Genomic DNA, 21,854 nt, shown 5'->3' on the forward strand with positions numbered 1-21,854 from the left:
GAAAATTTTTATTATATTTAACATAACTATTTTAAATCAAAAATTTGAAACTAAATAAAGGTAAATTATTAATTGCAGAACCAGCTATTTTAAACGATAGCGCCTTTAATAGAACTATAGTCTTATTAACAGAACACACCTCTAGTAATTCTGTTGGCTTTATCTTAAATAGACCTTTAGATTATACTATTAATGATTTGCTACCAGAAATTGACTGTAATTTTCCAGTATATCAAGGTGGTCCTGTAGAGCAAGATAACTTGTACTTTGTACATAAAGTACCACAACTACTTCCGGATAGTATAGAGGTTGCTAACGGAATATTTTGGGGAGGAAGTTTTGAGTGTTTAAAGGATTTGTTAAACACTGACACCTTAAAAGCATCTGATATTCGTTTTTTCTTAGGATATTCTGGCTGGGAAAAAGAACAACTAGACCAAGAAATGAATCAAAATTCATGGTTTGTAGGTGACAATGATTTCGAAAATATTTTTTCCATGGACGATGAAAGCCTATGGAAAAATAAATTACTACAAAAAGGAGGCAATTATAAGCTTTGGGCAAATGCCCCCAGTGATTTTAATTTAAATTAAACACCCGTAATTTGTAATACTTTTAAATTACCTGCTATTTTCTTTCCAATCTCTGTAGTAAATACTTTTTTCTTATACCCAGTTACTGGTTGTACACCAATTATTGCATTTGTGATAAACACTTCGTCTGCTTTTTGTATTTCAAAAGGAGATATTGAAGTTTCCTCTAACGTAAAATCTTTGTTTTTAGATAAAATTTCAATTACCTTATTACGTACAATCCCTTTTATACAACCTTCTGAAAGTGCTGGCGTTTTAATAACATTTCCTTTAATTACAAATATATTTCCATTTGTAACTTCTACTACTCCCTTTTTTTCATTTAATAAAATACAATTGTCTAAATCATTTTCGTCAGCAAAAATACTTGCCAAAGTATTCAGCATTCTGTTATTGGTTTTTATGGTTGATAAAAGCCCAGAATAATTATAAAAATCTTTATAAACATCTAAAGAATAAGATTCTTTTGTCTGATAAGAACTTTCCGAAGCTTCTATAGTGTAATCTATTTTATTAGTTTTAGGAGTGTACAAACCACCGTCTTTTCTAAAAACATTTAAACGAACTCTATATGTATTTGCAGATCCTTGGGATGCGACAGTTTTTAAAATTTCTTGTTCTAAAAACTCTAAAGTAAACTCCATAGGAATTCTCATACGCAACATTCTCATAGAGGCCATTAATCTAAAATAATGATCTTCCCAAAAAACCACTTTTTTATGCATCACTTTTACAGATTCAAAAATGGCGTCACCATATTTAAAAGCTCTATTTTCTGATGATAATTTTATATTTTCAGGGTCTATTAACGCTCCATTAAAGTTAATCATAAATACATTTTTTTTAGCCTTGCGAAATTAATGCTTTTTAAAATATTTTAGCATAAAAAAACTCAACAATAATGTTGAGTTTTATATTTTAATTATATGTGTTAAACCACAAAGAATACAAAGTTTTAATTGAATAATACTATTACCCAATAAAAGCTAAAACTTAAGCACCAATAGTGTGTCTTAATTCATCAATTTGATTTTCCCAAAGTTGTTTAGACTCCTCTACTTCATCTTCATCATCAGCAAAATCTGTAATAACTAAAGAAACATCTTTAGTTAATGCATCAACTTGAATCTTAATTTCAAAATAACTATCATCTCCTTCACTCTCTACCCACTTAAAACGGATTCTATCATCTGTTTTTTTTGTGATCAATTCAGCAATTTCTTCTTCTCCTTCCCAAGTAAAGCTATATTCTTTACCTCTAGAGTTTACTTTATCTGCAAACCATTCTTGCAAATTAGAAGGTGATGAGATGTACTGATACAACATGTGAGGCGATGCGTGAATAGCTATTTCTAGTTCGAATTTTATTTTATCCATTATTATTTTCTTAGGTTGACAATATAGTTATTAATTCTTTTTAAAAAAAATTTAAAACAGTTCTTGCCAGTTTGTAAAATTCTACTATATTTGCAGCCTCAAAACAATGGCGAGGTAGCTCAGTTGGTTAGAGCGCAGGATTCATAACCCTGAGGTCACGGGTTCAAATCCCGTTCTCGCTACTATTTTAAATCAATAAAAAACAACAGTTTAGGTCTCTAAACTGTTTTTTTATGCAATCAATTTACCATTACCTTACCCTAACAACAGAAATTGAACACGATTTTGAACACGATTCTAAAGTTTTAAACCTTTTTTCTTCCCCAAAAATCTATACAGCAAAAGGAGATTTATCTAAGCGATGGTACATCTATTTTTCCTTCAGAAATCCAAAAACAGGGAAATTGGAACGAATGGCAAATGTATATGGTAAAGTAAACCAATACAAAACCAAAGAGAATAGAATGAGCATCTTGTCTTCTTATAGAAAAAACTTGTTGTTTTTACTAAAACAAGGCTTCAATCCTTTCATAGATAACTCCGAGTTGTATGAGCAGTTGAAAAATCACACTGTTGATATAGAACTAGAAGAAACTCTTAAAGAAGAAGCAATATCTCCATCAAAAATAAACGAATCTGTAAAAAATGCTGTAAAGGAAGCCCTAGATGAAAATATGATTACTTCACTTTTAGAAAATGTAATTCTAAAGGGAGACTTATCTAAAACAACCAAAAAACCTATAAAAAACAACCAAAAAGAAATTCACATAAAAGAACAAAATACTGGGAATAAGAATCAAGAAGAAATGTCTATTGTAAAAGCTTTTGACTTTGCGCTAAGCTTAAAAGAAAAGGCAGTAAGTAGTGGAACGATAAAAGATTATAAAAGAAAAGCAAAACTTTTTATTATTTGGATGGAAGAAACGCATCCAACCAAAAAGAATATAAGAGAAATTTCTAGAAAAGATTTATTAGATTATTTTAATGGAATTGTTTTAAAAACAAGCGCAAGAAATCGTAATAATTACAGAACAGAATTAGGAAGTATCTTCCAAGTATTAAAAAATAATGAATTGGTTGCTGAAAACTATATTCAATCAATTCCTGTATTAAAATCCAAAACAGAAAGAAATAAGGTTTACACATTAAAAGAGCAACAAAATATATTTGAATATTTAGAAAAACAAGATCAACTATTATTACTATTCATAAAATTCGTTTCTTATAGTTTCATTAGACCTATTGAGGTTTGTAGAATAAGAATTAAGGACATTAATTTAGAAACTAAAACCGTTCAATTTAAGGCTAAGAATAGCCCTTTAAAAACAAAAATTATTCCTAGTATTTTATTTGATGAATTACCAGATTTATCAAAGTTAGATAAGGAATCCTTTTTATTTACTCCAGAAACAATTGGAGCTTTCTGGGATGCAAATGAAACTAATAGAAGAGATCATTTTTCTAAAAGATTTAGAAAAGTTGTAAAAGACCATTTTAAATTGAATGAAGATTATGGAATTTATAGTTTTAGACATACCTTTATCTCAAAATTATATAGAAAACTGAGAGAAAATGCTTCTCCTTTTGAAGCTAAGAGTAATTTAATGCTGATTACAGGACATAAATCAATGAGTGCATTGGAAAAATATTTAAGAGAAATTGATGCAGAGTTGCCAGAAGATTACTCAAAATTATTTAAGTAAAAAATGAGCAAAGAAACTAGAAAAGTAAATGTAATTTATCAGGAGCTTAGAAAGAGGGTATTTTACCCTCTTTTACTTAATTCCCCAAAATTCTATTTCGAACACTTAATTGAACAAGTACAAATCTAACAAATAGAATGGGTGTTTGATGTTTTGATATTAGCAAGAAAGAAAATGGATATTGTTTTTATTGATGATAAAGATGAATCACAAGAAATTTTAAATAAACGGAGTCTTTTAAACGAAAACTTGTTTGATTTAGTAGACTGTCAAATAGAACTCAAAACTAATTAATTTTTCTTTTTCACCTAAAAAACTGCTATAACAATACCCAATATGTTTCCTAATAATACTATTGCTTAGCTCGAACTCACTCTATTTAACAACTTTTTTATAACTCCATAATAGTATAAAAATCAAGTGCAATTATTTTACATTGCCTATATTATGCGTTAATTATACGTAAAATTAACGCATAATTCAACTATAAATATACTTAAATTCATAATTATTTTTAATGAAAATAAAGAGTATTATATAGAACAAAAATTTAAACTAATGACTTTTCAAAGCATCTAACCCCACTCCTATCCCAAATAACATTAATGTAATACAAGTTTGTAATACAAAACTTGATTTGTGTTACAAGTATTTTATCAATCCATTTAAAGTATCTCCTCCATATTTTGATAATGATTTTTCTTGGAAAAATCGAGATAATGTAACTAACTATAGTTTTACTCCCAATAAATACAAATCATTGCTTACAACTTACCATACATTTAAATACAGAAGTATAATTTGATAATTAAGAAAAATATTTGAATTATCTAAAAAAGACATTGTATATATCTTTACATTACACTCGAATCAAAAATCGACGAATTAAATCTATTAAAGCACAAAGCTACACACTTCTTATTTAGTTTATTTTCAATACATTAGATAATTATTTAGCTATGAAATCTATTATTTTACTTCCTAACATTCATAAGGGTTCAAATATTGTTATGATTAATTTTCCTTTTGATCAGGAAATAAAAAATCATTTAAAATTATTACCCGAGGTACAATGGAGCCAAAATTTGAAATCTTTCTACATTAAAGATTCTTCAAGTAATAGGAGTTTATTATATAACCATATTCGACTAAAAAAATGGTTTGTTAATTATGAAAAACTTAAAAAAAAAGTTATACCTCCGTCAAAAGAAATCTACAAATTGGTCTTACCTGCTTTATCTATCTACTTAACTTCAGAATTAAAAAAGTTTAAAAGATGGTTGCAACAAAAAAGATTAAGTGAGAATACTGTTAATACTTATGTGGAAGTAACTGCATACTTTCTTCGTTATGGATTACTAAAAAAAAATGAAGATTATTCAATAAAATTAATTGAACAGTTTAACTATGACTTTATATTTAGAGCAAACAGATCCGTATCCTATCAAAATCAATGCATTAATGGAATCAAAAAATTTCTTTTTTTTAAAGGTATAGAAATTAATTTATTAAATATTGAAAGACCTAAGAAAGAAAAGAAATTACCAGCAGTTTTAAGTGTTGCAGAAATTAAAGCCATATTTAATAATCTTACAAATCTAAAGCATAAAACATTATTAAGTCTTCTTTATTCTGGTGGACTCAGAATTGGGGAAGCATTAAATTTAAAAGTTGATGATATTGATAGCAAAAGAATGTTAATTCATATTAAGCAAGCTAAGGGAAAAAAAGACAGGTATACTTTGCTCTCGTATTCTTTTTTAATACTTCTTAGAGAGTACTATTTAGCTTATAAACCTAAAGTTTTTCTTTTTGAAGGGCAAAATGGACATAAATACAGTGGTGCCAGTGCTCAAGCTGTGTTAAAAAAAGCATTGAAAAATACTAAAATTACAAAAAAGGTTACATTACACACTTTAAGACACTCTTTTGCAACACATTTATTAGAAAATGGAACAGATATTAGGTATATACAAGAATTATTAGGTCATAGTAGCCCAAAAACGACAATGATATATACTCATGTTACAAAAACTAGTCTTAAAAATATTAAAAATCCTTTTGATGAATTGTAGGAATAAATTACTTTTAAAGAATCATATTCAATGTATAAATATAATCATAAAACTTCAGCATATAAACCCAATTAAGAGATATATACTGATATAACATAAGCATATAAACAAGTTGCCAAAAATTGCCCAAAACCAAGCAAAACGTTGGAAAAAAAACAATAAAACTTCTGAATTTCAAAATATTAGATACTGTCTCAATATTGAGGAATTCTAAGAAATTTAGTTTGTTATAAAGATTACAATAGTTTGAAAATATTTAGATTCTTAAAATAAAGTTTGTGGAATATTCTATCAAACTCAAAATTTGAAAAAGGCGGAGAAATCTCATTTTTTTTTAAAATAAAAGAAACCACTCAAACGCTGAATTTCCAATTATTGCGGAATGAAAATCTTTGTGGAATTTTAACTCAAACGAAAATTTAAAATATGGAAAAATCTCGTAAATCAAAACGTGAAAAACCACTCAAATGTTGAATTCCAAATATTGGCGGAATTATCACTCCAACGCTAAATCTCGAAAATAATTACCTAACTCGGAAAAACAAAAAACAACTTTAGGCAACACCGTGTAAAAAAAATTACTTATTTTTAGCTTTATCAAAGTTAGTTACATTTTTGTAAACTCCTATTTTCCTACGGAAAATAGCCGTTCACTTTAAACGTAACTTTCCTTAACACAAACACGTTGGCAATAATTTAAAAAAAATCTCGAATTGAATAGAATAATAGGAATTTTATTGACAATTTCACTTCTGTTTTCTTGTAATAAAGAAAATAAAACATCAAATCCTTTAGTAATAAAATATCAAGAAAAAGGAGTTTCCTATCAAATGGAAAATAAGACTGATAGTGCTATTTTTTATTACAAAAAAGCTATAAAATTAGAACCAAATGAAATAGCAAGTATAGAAAGTTTGGTGAAAATATATTGGCTAAATGAACAGCCTCAGTTAGCTTTAAAAGCTATAAATGAATTACCAAATAAAACTCAGAAAAGAAGTCCTATTCTTATTTTAGAAGGAATGACTCTTGAAAAAATGAATAGATTGAATGATGCTATGGAATTATATAAACAAGCGTATAATCTAATTACTGAAATTAAATATGAAAACGAAAAAAACATTATTGAATTTATTGGTTATTTAACTTTGCAAACTGTTATTGGGAAAAAGGAAAAATCCCTAAAAGAGTTTAAAAAGCTGAAAGAAAAAAAATTGACTGAAACTGAAAGACAATATGTTAATTTCATAGAACCAATTATTAGAAATTATAAAGGTGGTGGATATAATGGAATTTTAGGAAATGAATAAAAAACTATTGCCAACACCTTGTATAAAAAATTGCTATATTTAGCATAAACTAAAACTTGTTGCTTTTTTGCAAACTTCTGAATTTCCGCTGGAAATTCCTCGTTCACAAAATCGCAACTTTCCATACAAAACAACGTTGTAAACAATGCCCAAACTGACCGTTGAAAATGAATTTAGACGAACTGACAAAAAATATTCGAAAAGTTTCCAAAGAAGAAATAGTTAAAAAATTAGCCGACAATATTCAAGAATGGAAAAAAGATGAAAGAAATGTTGTTGAATTAAGAAATAATGTTGAACGATTTATTGGAAATACGTGGATTGAAAAACAAACAGATTTTGACAAAATTTACGGAATGTGGACTGAATTTAGAAACTCTGCAATTGACGGAATTGGAGGAATGACAATTAATGAAAGACTTTACTGGTTTGGACTTTTTGATTTATTTGAAAACGCAAAAGATAACGTTGAACAAGATAAATACTACCAAAAATTAATGGCGAAAAAATGAAAATTAAAAAAGTAATTTTTGCTATTTTGACTTTACAAATAGGACTATATTTTCTTATTGGAGATTTTATGTTGGAAAAGGAATTATTTAATGAATTTGAAGAATTTAGCAAAAGGAGATTAGCGAATGAATATAATGTTGAAAATGATACGATTTCAGAACGTTTTTATTTCACTTCTTGCGGAGATGAATTTTTTAGAAATAATGAAAAATTAGAAAATAAAGTTAGAAGCACAAATACAAAACGATATTACAATGCTGAAAAATATTTATTTATTGAAAAATCGGAATATTATCAAAATACTCTTGAATTTTACTATGAGAAAGTAGATGAAGAAAATGAGACAAATTTAGTTAGATTTGGAGCTTGTAGAATTAGTGATATTCCTTTTATATCAACAAAAATTGAATTGATTGAAAGTTTTTCAACTCATAAAGATTTTCACGCAATGCATTATAACGAACAAATGTTGGAATACAAAGTGAACTATATTTTGGTTATTTTTAAATGGGTGAGAATTAGTAAAAAAATTAAAAAGAATTGAAATTAAAAGCACAGTTTACAACACCGTGTATAATTAATTGCTTGGTTTTAGCCAATTTACGAAAGTCCTCGCGGACTTTCTATCTGTGATTTATTTACTAACTTTAGTGCTTAAAACACGCAACTAATCATACACAACAACGTTATGCAAAATGTAACAGAACGAAAACTCAATGGAAGAACAAAAACCAAAATCAATTAAAACAATCGGACTTTTAGTCGCAATCTTTTCTGGATTTATAATTTTCAGTAATGGAATGGGAGCTGTAGCTTGGTCTGTAATCGGAATGGGAGATGACTTAAATAATAATGAGACTGAAACTGACCCTATCTCTTTTCTTTTTTCTCACTATTTAGAAATGTGCCTCATAATGCTCTTAATCGGAATTGCTTATTTAATTGGCGGAATATTTATAAGAAAATATAAGTTATGGGCAAATAGAATGGTTAGTGGTTTATCAATCCTAATTTTTTTAATTATTTGGGGACTGATGATTGCTATGTCAATATCTGTTGGAAAACAAGATGGAATGGAAGCTTTTAGTTATGGTGCAATTTTGAATGCGTTTTTTTGGTCAACACCAATTGCTCTTTTAATTTGGTTCCTGAATAAGAAAAAAATAAAAAAACACTTTGCATAACACCGTATAAAAATAATTGCGGTTTAGTGCTTAATCAAAGGTCGTTGCGTGTTTGTAACGTCTGATTTTCCTTCGGAAAATCCTCGCATACAAACCCGCAACTATTCTTATACATCAACGTTACCACCAATTACCAAAATGTACTTTCCTGAAATAGGTTGACTAAAAATTAAACACTTAATTATAGTCACTTATGAAAACACAAAAACAACCTTGGCGAAAAAAAACGTACGAAAAAGCAACTTTAGAACTCAAATTATTCGTCGTTGACCAAATTCAGAATGGACAGATTTCCACAAACTTTGCTTCCAAAAAATATGATGTTCCTAGAACTACAATTGGGTATTGGATCAAAAAATATAGTACTTTAGTCCAACAAAATACAGGTATGAGTAAATTAGATGAGATTAAAAAACTAAAGGAACGTATTGAAGAATTGGAGTTTGTAAAGGAATTTCAACAAGATATTATTGCTGACATGGAAATCATTACTGGAGTCGATTTGTCAAAAAAGTCGTTGCCCAAAACATTAGCGAAAGAGATAGAACTAAAAAAGAAAAACCGTTTAAAAGAAAATGGTTCTATGAGTGTTTTGGGATTAGTAAACAAGCTTTCTACAAAAGACTCAAAACCCAAGAAAACAAACGACTAAACGATGAAAAAGTCATCGAAATGATACAGGAATATCGAAAATTAGTTGGTATGAGAACTGGCGGAATTAAGTTATATGATGAACTTAAACAAGACTTTATAAAACAAGGTATTAAAATAGGTAGAGACAAGTTGTACGATGTGTTAAGGCTTCACAATTTACTTGTTCCTAGGCTTAAAAACTATGTAACAACAACAAACTCTAATCATCAATTTAGAAAATATAAAAACCTAATTAAAGACCAAGTTCCTACTCGACCAGAACAACTATGGGTAAGCGATATAACATACATTAAAACAGACAATGGACACAATTACCTAGCAATCGTTACAGATGCATATTCTAAGCAAATTATGGGCTATAAATTAGATAACAACATGAAGACATCACTTTGTTCAGAAGCGCTAGAAATGGCTATTAAAAATAGAAAATACCCTGATAAAAAATTAATACATCATTCTGACAGAGGTTTTCAATACTGTAACCCCAAATACACAGCATTTGCAGAAGAAAATGGCATAATGATGAGCATGACAGAACAATATGATCCTTATGAAAACGCAATTGCAGAGCGAATTAATAGAACTTTAAAATATGAATATGGACTTAGAAATTGCATTAAAAACACTGCCATTGCTCAAGAAGTAACAAAACAAGCAGTATATATTTACAACAATTTAAGAACCCATTTTAGCTTAGAATTAAGAAAACCAGCTGAAGTACATTTAAATCCAAACATCAAATACAAATCATATCGAAGAAATAATGTAAATTTGACTGAACTAACAATTTGAAAACAAAACTAGTTCAAAATATTTTTTGCCTTCTAAACGGCTAAAAAAATCTTTTGAACGGTATAAATTAACCTAAAAAAAGGTCAACCTATATCAGTATAATACAAAAATGACTGAAAAACAAAATGAAATATGGAATAAAATTCAAAATTTTGAAATTGACGACATAGATTCTTCATTCAGTTTTACAGATAGATTAGCAAGAGAAAATGATTGGTCAATAGAATATTCACTGAGAACAGTATTGGAATACAAAAAATTTATTTTTCTGATTACTATTTCAGATTTCCCCCAAACACCTTCAGACCAAATTGACCAAGTCTGGCATCTTCATTTACTTTACACAGAATCATATTGGATTGAACTTTGTAAAAACACAATAAATAAAAATATTCATCACGGACCAACAAAAGGCTCTGAGGAAAGAACTTTATTTAAAGAACAGTATTCAAAAACACTTGATTTTTACGAGTTAATATTTAATGAAAAACCACCAAGTGACATTTGGGTTGATATTGACACTAGATTTAATGAGATTCACTTTACAAGAGTTAATAGAAATAGAAATTGGATAATACCTAAACTACGATTTAAAAAGTAATGAAAATACTATCTCAAATAACACCTGCAGAAACAATGCTAATTAAAGATTGTACCTCTGTACAATTGAAAGATTTAATGAAGTTTACTTTTATGGATTTACTTCTAAAAAAAGTAATTGAAATTAAAGAAATAAATAAAAAGTCTCATCCTAGAGACAACTACATTAGAACTTACACGTATGTTATTTCAGGTAAAAACTTTAATAAATACCAGCCAAAAAATCACGAATTAATTTATTTGAGTCCATTTATAAAAAGTCCTTCAATTCAAATACTTTTTAAGAATTTTATAAAAATGGCTTACGACTCCTCAAACGGAGGCTGGAATTTTAAAAAATCGACAAGAAGTAATCGAGAAATCAACCCTTATTTTAAGCAATCATTCTTGTTGAATTTATTTAGGTTAAATAAACTAACTGACAACGGAAACAAACTAAGGAGAGAAATATCTAACTATTTAAATGAGGTTGATAAAAGTATAGACCATTTGCTTCATAATGATAAGAAGAAAGGATTAGAGTTATTATTGAGAATTGGAGGAAACATTTTCCTATTAAAGAACTTAGATTTTCAACTTTTAAAAACAATTGATAAAGAATTACTAAATCAACAGAAAGTTTTATATAGTGATACTTATGATTCTGATAGTGATTGGTGGTTATATGTTGACTTTTTTGAAGACGATTATATGTTTGATTCATATTTTGATAGTTTTGATGACACTTTAGATTCATTTGATTCTGAATTTGATGCATCTGGTTGCTCTTCTTGTGACAGTGGATGTAGTAGTTGCGGTGGTTGTGGCGGATGTGATTAAAAACTGGTGGTAACATCGCATAAAAATAATGCGTAGATTAGTGCTTAAACAAAGAACAGTGCTTTTTTGCTACTTCTGATTTTCCTGCGGAAAATCCTCGCACACAAAAACGCACTATTCTTATACGTAACCGTTGGCAATAATTTAAAAAATGTACTTTCCTGAAATAGGTTGACTAAAAATTAAACACTTAATTATAGTCACTTATGAAAACACAAAAACAACCTTGGCGAAAAAAAACGTACGAAAAAGCAACTTTAGAACTCAAATTATTCGTCGTTGACCAAATTCAGAATGGACAGATTTCCACAAACTTTGCTTCCAAAAAATATGATGTTCCTAGAACTACAATTGGGTATTGGATCAAAAAATATAGTACTTTAGTCCAACAAAATACAGGTATGAGTAAATTAGATGAGATTAAAAAACTAAAGGAACGTATTGAAGAATTGGAGTTTGTAAAGGAATTTCAACAAGATATTATTGCTGACATGGAAATCATTACTGGAGTCGATTTGTCAAAAAAGTCGTTGCCCAAAACATTAGCGAAAGAGATAGAACTAAAAAAGAAAAACCGTTTAAAAGAAAATGGTTCTATGAGTGTTTTGGGATTAGTAAACAAGCTTTCTACAAAAGACTCAAAACCCAAGAAAACAAACGACTAAACGATGAAAAAGTCATCGAAATGATACAGGAATATCGAAAATTAGTTGGTATGAGAACTGGCGGAATTAAGTTATATGATGAACTTAAACAAGACTTTATAAAACAAGGTATTAAAATAGGTAGAGACAAGTTGTACGATGTGTTAAGGCTTCACAATTTACTTGTTCCTAGGCTTAAAAACTATGTAACAACAACAAACTCTAATCATCAATTTAGAAAATATAAAAACCTAATTAAAGACCAAGTTCCTACTCGACCAGAACAACTATGGGTAAGCGATATAACATACATTAAAACAGACAATGGACACAATTACCTAGCAATCGTTACAGATGCATATTCTAAGCAAATTATGGGCTATAAATTAGATAACAACATGAAGACATCACTTTGTTCAGAAGCGCTAGAAATGGCTATTAAAAATAGAAAATACCCTGATAAAAAATTAATACATCATTCTGACAGAGGTTTTCAATACTGTAACCCCAAATACACAGCATTTGCAGAAGAAAATGGCATAATGATGAGCATGACAGAACAATATGATCCTTATGAAAACGCAATTGCAGAGCGAATTAATAGAACTTTAAAATATGAATATGGACTTAGAAATTGCATTAAAAACACTGCCATTGCTCAAGAAGTAACAAAACAAGCAGTATATATTTACAACAATTTAAGAACCCATTTTAGCTTAGAATTAAGAAAACCAGCTGAAGTACATTTAAATCCAAACATCAAATACAAATCATATCGAAGAAATAATGTAAATTTGACTGAACTAACAATTTGAAAACAAAACTAGTTCAAAATATTTTTTGCCTTCTAAACGGCTAAAAAAATCTTTTGAACGGTATAAATTAACCTAAAAAAAGGTCAACCTATATCAGTATAATACAAAAACGCTAGTAAAACTAAAAAATTAACAAACTAAAAAATGAGCTTATTTAAGAGATTGTCACCTGAATATAATTCAAATCAAAATAATACAACTGCAAACTTTTTTATTGGAACACCAGAAGCTGAAGGAGAAACTACATTAAACTCAAAAATAAAGTTAGCAGAAATGTTTGGAGATTATTTGAATATTTTTCCTGAATTAGATAGTGAAAAATTTATTATAACAGGTAGAAAAGGTTCTGGAAAATCAGCAATAGCAGAGTATATATATTATACAGCACAAAACGATGCTAACTCCTTTTGCAGTTTCATTAAAACAAGAGATTTTGATAGTAATAAAATAGTTCAACTAGGAAAAGAAGCAGGTTTTCCTATCGAAGAAAAATTACTTTTTGAGTGGTTAATTTTAACAAAACTAATTTCCTTATTGACAGAAGATCAATCAGTAAATGATATTAAGTCATATAAAGATTTAAAAATATTTTTGCAAAGGAATTCTGGACTAGTTGATATAAAAAGTTATGAAATAAAAGAAATTGTAAGAGAACAGTCATTTGAGGTTAATATTGAATATTTAAAACGAGTTTTTTCTGCATTATTTAATAGAAAAATTGGAATTAAAGAACACAAAGCTCCATTCTATAAAATACTACAACCTTTAAAAGAAGTAGTCCTTAAACTATTAAAAGAAAATATAGGCTCAGGAAATGAATTCTATTTAATATTTGATGATTTAGATATAGGTTTTAAAGAAAACAATAAAAAAACTGTTGAAAATATAACAAATATTTTGAGAGTTGCCAAAGATTATAATATTGATTATTTTGGAAAAGAAGGTCTTAAAGCAAAAGTGATAATTCTTTTAAGAGATGACTTGAAAAGAATTATTGTAAAACATAATGCAGATACAGCAAAACTATTCTCTTCTTATGAAATTCCTCTAATTTGGTATGAACATGATAAGTTTAGAAATGATGAAAATTCTGTAGGTCTAAAAAAACTAATAAATAAAAGAATTTCTTTAAACTTTGAAAAGAAAGGAATTGATTATGATAAAAATGATTCTTGGAATTCTTTATTCAAAAATGAATATCAATATTCAGGTAGTAGTTTTAAACATTTAATTGACTATACATTTTTTAGACCAAGAGATTTAATTCTACTGCTAAAACCCTTACCAAGAAATTCTTATGACATTCCTATAAAATTCTATAATGCGAAAAGTTTAATTAAATCTTTTGTAGAAGAATTAATTCTTGAGGTAAAAAACGAATTATCTGCAAGTTTTAATGAAGAGGATATAACTAAAATTTTTCTTGCTCTAAAGAACTTAAAAAAAAATCAACCACTTGACAAAGTAGATTTAATAAATGAATTTTCAAACGTAAATTTAGAATACGATAAAGAATTGGCATTAATATTACTATTCGAATATAGTATATTAGGAAATATTGACAATGATGATTATTCTTCAACAAAAATTTACTTTAAACATCGTGAAAAATTAGATGAACCTTGCATACCTAACTTCGATATGAAATTTATTTATCATAAAGCTATTGAAGAATATTTAGATAAACGTGAAAAATAACTACCACCAACACCTTGTATAAAAAATTGCTATATTTAGCTTAATTTAAAACTAGTCGCTTTTTTGCAAACTTCTGAATTTCCGCTGGAAATTCCTCGTTCACAAAATCGCAACTTTCCATACAAAACAACGTTGCCATTAATACGAAAACTCAAACCTTGAATTAGAAAATGGAAGAATTTGACATATTTGCTATTTTATTTATTGCTTTCGGAATTTACTGTGCGATTGGTTTGAAAAAAGATTATGCTGATTACAAAAAATCAAATCATTATTTAGAATACAATATTTACATTAGAAATATAGGAGTTGTTGTTGGAGGTATAATTATGTTCTTTTATGAACTTTCAAGATTATTTTCCTAATCATTAAAATAACAAGTTTAAAGCATAAAAAACTTAATTTGAATTAAGCAACGTGGAATTTACTACTCAAGTAATGAAAAAAAATAGAAAACGGAACTGAATAAAAAAACTTTCCGACTTCTACTCTTTGGGAAAAATATGAATCGGAATTTAAACAAGTTTGAATAAATTAAAAACGGAGAAAAACATATGCTTCGGAAAAAAGAAAACGGAATGATTTCTATGTAAAAAAAAAGTACTAATGGCAACAACGTGTATAAAAAATTGCGTAGTTTAGTGCTTAACCAAAGGTAGTTGCATTTTTGTTGCGTCTGATTTTCCTTCGGAAAATCCTCGCACACAAAACCGCAACTTTCCATACACAAACACGTTACCTGCAAGCTAAAAAAACATCGAGAATAAAATATGATTGAATCAATTCTATTAAAAAATATTGCTTCGTATGACCAAAATGGAATTGAAATTTCCAATTTAAAGAAAGTCAATTTTTTCTTTGGAGCAAACGGCTCAGGAAAATCAACGATTGCAAAATATTTTCACAATTTAAGTAAAAACCCAATTGACAGAATTTCTGATTTCAATGATTGTAGTAATAATGGTTACGACCAAACAAATCATCAAATATTAGTTTATGATGAGAATTTCATTGATTTCAACTTTAATAGAAATTCAGTTTTAAAAGGTGTTTTTTCATTAAATCAAACCAACGATACTATTGATAGGGAAATAAGCACAAAACAATCCGAAATAGAAACTATAAGAGTAAGTACAGAAAGAAAACAATCTTTAAAACAAAGGATAGAAAGTAACAAAAGACAGAAAAAAATAGAATTACTAGATTTTTGCTGGGCTAAAAGAAACAATTTCTCTTCGTTCTCTAAATTAAATTTAGGTTTTTCAGGAAGTAAGCAGAATCATCTTCAACAACTAAAAACAATTCTTGTAAATCTTCCTAGTACAATTTCTTCAATGTCTGAATTATCAACTAGCTATAATGAACTTTATGAAAAAGAGATTTTAGAAATTCAAACTACAATAAGTTCTAGTTTATATAAGGAAATTCGACAGTTAGAATCAGAATTAAAACCACTAATTTCAGAAATTATTGTAGGAAATGAAGATGTTAATATTGATGGACTAATAAAATCACTTAATTCTAGAAGTTGGGTAGAAACTGGAGTGAATTTTCTTAATGAAGTTGACACTACTTGTCCTTTTTGTCAAAAGGAAACTATTGACGAAAACCTAAGAACACAATTTAATCAATATTTTGATAAAACTTCAAAACAACAAATCGAACTAATTGAAAATTTATACACCCAATACAAAACTAAAACTACTTTATTTTTAGAAAATGTTTTAGAGATACAGAGTATATTTAATCCGAATAATATTGTTTCTAACTCTTATATTCAATTGCAAGAATTATTTGCCAGAAATAATAATGAAATTGATTTGAAAATTAAAAACTCAAATGAAAAAAAAGATATAATTTCCATAAACACACTGAAAGAATCTTTATCAACAATTATTAATTTAATCAAAACAAATAACAAAGCTTTACTTGAACTTGACCAAAATAAAAGAAATCTTATTTCTAGAATTTGGGCATATTTGGCAGAAAAAAGTAAAACAAAAATTGCAGAATTTGAGGTTAAAGAAATTAAATATCAAAAAATTGATACTCTAGCTAATCAAATAATCGCTGATTACAACACAAATAGTTTAACTCTTAAGCGACAAATTGAAGTATTAAGAAGTCAAACAGTAAATACTCAAGACGCAGTTGAGAATATCAATTTAATTTTAAAAAATTCAGGTTTTGAAAGTTTTGAAATTAAAGAAAAAGATTTAGTTAATAATATTTCACAATATTATTTAAAAAGACCAAATACAACAACGGAAGACCCTATTTTCAAAACACTAAGCGAAGGTGAAAAAAGTTTTATTTCATTCTTATATTTTTATCAATTATGTATAGGAACCGATGATATAACTAACAATAGTAGTAAAAGAAAAATCATAGTTATTGATGATCCTGTGTCTAGTCTTGATAGTCAAGCATTATTTGTGATTTCTTCTTTAATTCATCAGTTAATACTTAGAAAAGGAAATGATAACCGACCAAATAAGAAGTTGCTTAAAAATGAAAATATCGCCCAAGTATATATTTTAACACACAATCTTTATTTCTATAAAGAGGTTTCTTTTGATAGAAGACCAATGTGTACTGATTATTGGCATTATAAAATATCAAAAATAAATAACACTTCTAGTATTTCTGGACAGTACAATAAATCTATTACAGATGATTATGCGATGCTTTGGGAATCAATTAAAGAGATAAAAATTAATCTACCACAAGATTCAAGTTTAAACATCTTGATTGCCAATTCTATGAGGAGAATAATTGAAAGTTATGTTCATTTTATTGGAATAGGAAACGATTCTTGGAGCTCAATTTTAAATGACGACAGACAAAGTTCTGAATACTATTTAAAGTATGCTTTTGTAGCTTCAATAAATGACGAGAGCCATAAAGTTACAGCTTTAGATGGTGTTTATTATCAAAAAATATCGGCTGAACAACCACAATTATTATTTGATGTATTTAAAGAAATATTTTCAACTATTGGTAGACAACATTATGAAATGATGATGGATGAACAAATAATTACGGAATAAAAGCCTGCAGGTAACACCGTATATAATTTATTGCTGGCTTATCGCTTACTTACGAAAGTCCTCGCGGACTTTGAACTGCTCCCAAAAAGTTAGACACTATTTGAGGGTATTATTATGGGAAGAAAAGTCAAATATGATTACGCATTTAAACTTCGATGTGTAAAGCAAGTTTTAAAAAATAACCAAACAGTTGAAGATGTGTCTAAGTTATATGGTTGTCATCATACAACCCTTCATGATTGGATTCGATTTTATGAAAAATATGGTAAAAAAGCACTATTACCAAGAAAAACAAAAGTGTATAGCATTCCTTTTAAACTTAAAGTTTTAAAAGCTATTGACAAAGATTCATTATCTTTCAGTCAAGCTTGTTTAGAATTTAATATTCCTACAAAATCTGTAATTATGAAGTGGCAACGTAATTATAAAAAAGAGGGTATTATAGGCTTAAACATTAAACCTAGAGGTAAACCAAAATCTATGCAATTTAAGAGGGCTAAAAAAAAGTCTAATAAACCTTTAACAAGAGAAGAGGAACTTTTATTAGAAAATGAATCATTACGTGCAGAACTGGACTTGCTAAAAAAGTTACAGGCCTTAATTCAACAAGAGCAAAACAAAAAGCAAAAGCCATAACAGAATTAAGGCATAAGTATGATTTAGATATTTTATTATATCATATGAACATGGCAAGAAGTAGTTATTATTATCATCATAAAAGAAGTCTTATAGTTGATAAATATAAAGAGATAAAACTATTGATTCATCAAATATATCATCGTCACAAAGGAAGATATGGTTATAGAAGAATCTCTTTAGAAATCAACAAAACAGGAACTCTAATAAATCATAAAACAGTACTCAAGTTAATGCGTGAATTAGGTTTAAAAAGTTTAATTAGAGCTAAAAGATACAAGTCTTATAAAGGGCAAATAGGGGAAACAGCTCCTAATATATTACAACGAAATTTTAAAGCTATTAGGCCAAATAAAAAATGGGCTACCGATATTACAGAATTTAAAGTTTTAGGAAAAAAACTATATCTATCTCCAATAATTGATCTCTTTAATAGAGAAATAATAAATTATCAATTATCTGAAAAACCTGATTTTAAACAAGTAGCTATTATGCTGAAAAAGTCTTTTAAGAAAATACCAGATCAAACAAATTTAATATTACATTCAGATCAAGGATGGCAGTATCAAATGAAACAGTATCGAAGATTATTAACAGAAAAAGGAATTACTCAGAGTATGTCTCGTAAAGGAAATTGTTTAGATAACGCTGTGATAGAAAATTTCTTCGGTATTCTAAAATCTGAATTGTTTTATATAAATAAATACAAGTCGATATCTCAATTAAAAAAAGAGATTAAAGTGTATATAAAATATTATAATAATGAGAGAATTAAACAAAATTTAAAGGGAATGAGCCCGATTGAATATCGAGCTAATTATTATCAAAATTAATTATAAATTTGTCTAAACATTTGGGTGCACTTCACTTTCTATCTGTGTTTTATTTACTAACTTTAGTGCTTAAAACACGCAACTAATCATACACAACAACGTTGTAAAACATTATGAAAAAAATTCTGTACATATTAATAATATTCTGTTTCGGATTTAAATGTGCTGATAAAAATTGCGGTTTGAATGACGGAAAGTATAGAGTAATTTATGACGAACAGTTTTCTGACCATCCAAAATTTGAATTCGAAATTGACGGACAAAACTTAACGGAAATAAACTCTGAATTGAATCGTAAATATAAAATTGAAAATCTCGGAGAGAATTCTTTTAGGCTAAAATCACTTGAAAAACAAAATGACTCGCTGACTGAGTTACAAAAGATGTTAATATCAAATGGAAAGCCATATTATGAAATTACAAATTGTAAAAAAGATACAATTGATTTTACAATGCGTGTGAATTTGCACGTGATTTCTCACTCTGGAAAATTTGTTCGAACAAAATGAATAAAAATATTTTGACAATCATATTGATTTTAATTGGCTTCTTGACTTTTGGACAAGAAACCGAACGGAATACGATTGAAAAAATAGAATTGGATAGTATTTATGTTAAAGCACTAAATACGAGATTTGACCTTCTACTCTCAAGTGGTTGGAAATACATTGAACCAAATGAAATTGGACAACGAATTTCTGAATTAAATGTATCGGACAGATACAAATTCTTAACCAATGAGGAATTAATTGACTTATCGATTAAAGAAAAAAAGACAGTCAAGATTATCCGTCTGACTCACAAAATAATCGGAATTGACACAGTTGACGTAAATTTTGGAATTGTAAATGTTACTGGAAAGAGAAGAATTCATTTCAACAATGGACTGAAATTTAAAAAGGCGGATTTTGCATTAGAATGCGGCGGAACAAATGGCTACGTTCCTGATATGAGATTTGTATTTGACAGAAAGAAAAATAGTTGGGAATTAATAGGCGGAAAATATAAAATACCGAGTGAATAAAAAACGTTTTACAACACCGTATATAATTTATTACTGGCTTCTCGCCTACTTACGAAAGTCCTCGCGGACTTTCTTTATCCGTAATTATTTACTAAATTAGTTGCTTGAAACACGCAACAAACCATATACAAACACGTTACCACCAATTACCAAAATGTACTTTCCTGAAATAGGTTGACTAAAAATTAAACACTTAATTATAGTCACTTATGAAAACACAAAAACAACCTTGGCGAAAAAAAACGTACGAAAAAGCAACTTTAGAACTCAAATTATTCGTCGTTGACCAAATTCAGAATGGACAGATTTCCACAAACTTTGCTTCCAAAAAATATGATGTTCCTAGAACTACAATTGGGTATTGGATCAAAAAATATAGTACTTTAGTCCAACAAAATACAGGTATGAGTAAATTAGATGAGATTAAAAAACTAAAGGAACGTATTGAAGAATTGGAGTTTGTAAAGGAATTTCAACAAGATATTATTGCTGACATGGAAATCATTACTGGAGTCGATTTGTCAAAAAAGTCGTTGCCCAAAACATTAGCGAAAGAGATAGAACTAAAAAAGAAAAACCGTTTAAAAGAAAATGGTTCTATGAGTGTTTTGGGATTAGTAAACAAGCTTTCTACAAAAGACTCAAAACCCAAGAAAACAAACGACTAAACGATGAAAAAGTCATCGAAATGATACAGGAATATCGAAAATTAGTTGGTATGAGAACTGGCGGAATTAAGTTATATGATGAACTTAAACAAGACTTTATAAAACAAGGTATTAAAATAGGTAGAGACAAGTTGTACGATGTGTTAAGGCTTCACAATTTACTTGTTCCTAGGCTTAAAAACTATGTAACAACAACAAACTCTAATCATCAATTTAGAAAATATAAAAACCTAATTAAAGACCAAGTTCCTACTCGACCAGAACAACTATGGGTAAGCGATATAACATACATTAAAACAGACAATGGACACAATTACCTAGCAATCGTTACAGATGCATATTCTAAGCAAATTATGGGCTATAAATTAGATAACAACATGAAGACATCACTTTGTTCAGAAGCGCTAGAAATGGCTATTAAAAATAGAAAATACCCTGATAAAAAATTAATACATCATTCTGACAGAGGTTTTCAATACTGTAACCCCAAATACACAGCATTTGCAGAAGAAAATGGCATAATGATGAGCATGACAGAACAATATGATCCTTATGAAAACGCAATTGCAGAGCGAATTAATAGAACTTTAAAATATGAATATGGACTTAGAAATTGCATTAAAAACACTGCCATTGCTCAAGAAGTAACAAAACAAGCAGTATATATTTACAACAATTTAAGAACCCATTTTAGCTTAGAATTAAGAAAACCAGCTGAAGTACATTTAAATCCAAACATCAAATACAAATCATATCGAAGAAATAATGTAAATTTGACTGAACTAACAATTTGAAAACAAAACTAGTTCAAAATATTTTTTGCCTTCTAAACGGCTAAAAAAATCTTTTGAACGGTATAAATTAAC

At 28.1% G+C, this 21,854-nt stretch carries 25 protein-coding genes and 1 tRNA gene; 24 read left to right on the top strand and 2 right to left on the bottom strand.

All coding sequences use genetic code 11. The features are described from left to right. Window positions 1–35: 35 nt before the first annotated feature. A complete protein-coding gene (locus H0I27_RS12570; protein ID WP_218733880.1) occupies window positions 36–593 on the top strand; it encodes a YqgE/AlgH family protein in 558 nt (185 codons plus the stop codon). On the opposite strand, the gene H0I27_RS12575 is transcribed toward H0I27_RS12570, so the two are convergent. After that, window positions 590–1,423, bottom strand: coding sequence for an aminotransferase class IV (locus H0I27_RS12575; RefSeq protein ID WP_218731031.1), 834 nt, complete (start codon window positions 1,421–1,423; stop codon window positions 590–592). The two genes, H0I27_RS12570 and H0I27_RS12575, sit on opposite strands and share 4 nt — an antisense overlap. Before the next feature lie 163 nt (window positions 1,424–1,586). Next, window positions 1,587–1,970 carry an START-like domain-containing protein gene (locus H0I27_RS12580; RefSeq protein WP_218731032.1) on the bottom strand — a complete coding sequence of 128 codons (384 nt, stop codon included), beginning with the start codon at window positions 1,968–1,970 and terminating at the stop codon, window positions 1,587–1,589. Window positions 1,971–2,078: 108 nt separating this feature from the next. Between H0I27_RS12580 and H0I27_RS12585 the strand changes: the two genes are divergently transcribed. From H0I27_RS12585 to H0I27_RS12695, 23 genes are all read left to right on the top strand, one after another. Further along, window positions 2,079–2,152: transfer RNA gene (locus H0I27_RS12585), tRNA-Met, on the top strand. A 51-nt stretch (window positions 2,153–2,203) separates the two neighbouring features. Continuing rightward, the gene (locus H0I27_RS12590) at window positions 2,204–3,673 is read left to right on the top strand and encodes a tyrosine-type recombinase/integrase (RefSeq protein WP_218731033.1); all 1,470 of its coding nucleotides are present in this window, start codon (window positions 2,204–2,206) and stop codon (window positions 3,671–3,673) included. Between the two features lie 637 nt (window positions 3,674–4,310). Then, on the top strand, window positions 4,311–4,478 hold the full coding sequence (locus H0I27_RS17755; protein WP_218731034.1) for a hypothetical protein: 168 nt from the start codon (window positions 4,311–4,313) through the stop codon (window positions 4,476–4,478). A gap of 154 nt (window positions 4,479–4,632) precedes the next feature. After that, a complete protein-coding gene (locus H0I27_RS12600; protein ID WP_218731035.1) occupies window positions 4,633–5,748 on the top strand; it encodes a tyrosine-type recombinase/integrase in 1,116 nt (371 codons plus the stop codon). A 713-nt stretch (window positions 5,749–6,461) separates the two neighbouring features. Next, the gene (locus tag H0I27_RS12605) at window positions 6,462–7,058 is read left to right on the top strand and encodes a lipopolysaccharide assembly protein LapB (RefSeq protein ID WP_218731036.1); all 597 of its coding nucleotides are present in this window, start codon (window positions 6,462–6,464) and stop codon (window positions 7,056–7,058) included. Between the two features lie 167 nt (window positions 7,059–7,225). Continuing rightward, window positions 7,226–7,570: a hypothetical protein gene (locus H0I27_RS12610; protein ID WP_218731037.1), complete on the top strand. Its 345-nt coding sequence runs from the start codon at window positions 7,226–7,228 to the stop codon at window positions 7,568–7,570. Further along, a complete protein-coding gene (locus tag H0I27_RS12615) occupies window positions 7,567–8,115 on the top strand; it encodes a hypothetical protein (RefSeq protein ID WP_218731038.1) in 549 nt (182 codons plus the stop codon). The genes H0I27_RS12610 and H0I27_RS12615 overlap by 4 nt, the downstream gene beginning before the upstream one ends. Before the next feature lie 172 nt (window positions 8,116–8,287). After that, complete coding sequence (locus tag H0I27_RS12620) at window positions 8,288–8,755, top strand: hypothetical protein (RefSeq protein ID WP_218731039.1); 468 nt, start codon at window positions 8,288–8,290, stop codon at window positions 8,753–8,755. Between the two features lie 193 nt (window positions 8,756–8,948). Next, window positions 8,949–9,407, top strand: a complete 459-nt coding sequence (locus H0I27_RS12625) for a helix-turn-helix domain-containing protein (RefSeq protein WP_025566198.1) — start codon at window positions 8,949–8,951, stop codon at window positions 9,405–9,407. Further along, window positions 9,353–10,201: an IS3 family transposase gene (locus tag H0I27_RS12630; RefSeq protein WP_254712738.1), complete on the top strand. Its 849-nt coding sequence runs from the start codon at window positions 9,353–9,355 to the stop codon at window positions 10,199–10,201. Before H0I27_RS12625 ends, H0I27_RS12630 begins: the two co-directional genes overlap by 55 nt. 109 nt (window positions 10,202–10,310) lie before the next feature. After that, window positions 10,311–10,802: a hypothetical protein gene (locus H0I27_RS12635; protein ID WP_218731040.1), complete on the top strand. Its 492-nt coding sequence runs from the start codon at window positions 10,311–10,313 to the stop codon at window positions 10,800–10,802. After that, a complete protein-coding gene (locus tag H0I27_RS12640) occupies window positions 10,802–11,620 on the top strand; it encodes a hypothetical protein (protein ID WP_218731041.1) in 819 nt (272 codons plus the stop codon). The genes H0I27_RS12635 and H0I27_RS12640 overlap by 1 nt, the downstream gene beginning before the upstream one ends. A gap of 206 nt (window positions 11,621–11,826) precedes the next feature. Then, window positions 11,827–12,285, top strand: a complete 459-nt coding sequence (locus H0I27_RS12645) for a helix-turn-helix domain-containing protein (protein WP_025566198.1) — start codon at window positions 11,827–11,829, stop codon at window positions 12,283–12,285. After that, complete coding sequence (locus tag H0I27_RS12650) at window positions 12,231–13,079, top strand: IS3 family transposase (RefSeq protein ID WP_254712738.1); 849 nt, start codon at window positions 12,231–12,233, stop codon at window positions 13,077–13,079. The genes H0I27_RS12645 and H0I27_RS12650 overlap by 55 nt, the downstream gene beginning before the upstream one ends. Before the next feature lie 144 nt (window positions 13,080–13,223). Then, window positions 13,224–14,777, top strand: coding sequence for a hypothetical protein (locus H0I27_RS12655; RefSeq protein WP_218731042.1), 1,554 nt, complete (start codon window positions 13,224–13,226; stop codon window positions 14,775–14,777). A gap of 170 nt (window positions 14,778–14,947) precedes the next feature. Further along, the gene (locus H0I27_RS12660; RefSeq protein WP_218731043.1) at window positions 14,948–15,142 is read left to right on the top strand and encodes a hypothetical protein; all 195 of its coding nucleotides are present in this window, start codon (window positions 14,948–14,950) and stop codon (window positions 15,140–15,142) included. Window positions 15,143–15,547: 405 nt separating this feature from the next. Further along, the gene (locus H0I27_RS12665; protein ID WP_218731044.1) at window positions 15,548–17,827 is read left to right on the top strand and encodes an AAA family ATPase; all 2,280 of its coding nucleotides are present in this window, start codon (window positions 15,548–15,550) and stop codon (window positions 17,825–17,827) included. Between the two features lie 114 nt (window positions 17,828–17,941). Beyond that, window positions 17,942–18,463, top strand: coding sequence for a helix-turn-helix domain-containing protein (locus H0I27_RS12670; protein ID WP_025562376.1), 522 nt, complete (start codon window positions 17,942–17,944; stop codon window positions 18,461–18,463). Next, window positions 18,460–19,296 carry an IS3 family transposase gene (locus H0I27_RS12675; RefSeq protein ID WP_254713167.1) on the top strand — a complete coding sequence of 279 codons (837 nt, stop codon included), beginning with the start codon at window positions 18,460–18,462 and terminating at the stop codon, window positions 19,294–19,296. Before H0I27_RS12670 ends, H0I27_RS12675 begins: the two co-directional genes overlap by 4 nt. A 113-nt stretch (window positions 19,297–19,409) precedes the next feature. Then, window positions 19,410–19,805: a hypothetical protein gene (locus H0I27_RS12680; RefSeq protein ID WP_254713089.1), complete on the top strand. Its 396-nt coding sequence runs from the start codon at window positions 19,410–19,412 to the stop codon at window positions 19,803–19,805. Then, a complete protein-coding gene (locus tag H0I27_RS12685) occupies window positions 19,802–20,320 on the top strand; it encodes a hypothetical protein (protein WP_218731045.1) in 519 nt (172 codons plus the stop codon). Before H0I27_RS12680 ends, H0I27_RS12685 begins: the two co-directional genes overlap by 4 nt. A 209-nt stretch (window positions 20,321–20,529) precedes the next feature. After that, window positions 20,530–20,988: a helix-turn-helix domain-containing protein gene (locus tag H0I27_RS12690; protein WP_025566198.1), complete on the top strand. Its 459-nt coding sequence runs from the start codon at window positions 20,530–20,532 to the stop codon at window positions 20,986–20,988. Continuing rightward, window positions 20,934–21,782 carry an IS3 family transposase gene (locus H0I27_RS12695; RefSeq protein ID WP_254712738.1) on the top strand — a complete coding sequence of 283 codons (849 nt, stop codon included), beginning with the start codon at window positions 20,934–20,936 and terminating at the stop codon, window positions 21,780–21,782. The genes H0I27_RS12690 and H0I27_RS12695 overlap by 55 nt, the downstream gene beginning before the upstream one ends. The last annotated feature ends 72 nt before the right edge of the window (window positions 21,783–21,854 follow it).

It is taken from the genome of Polaribacter sp. HaHaR_3_91 (assembly GCF_019278525.1).
Lineage (GTDB): Bacteria > Bacteroidota > Bacteroidia > Flavobacteriales > Flavobacteriaceae > Polaribacter.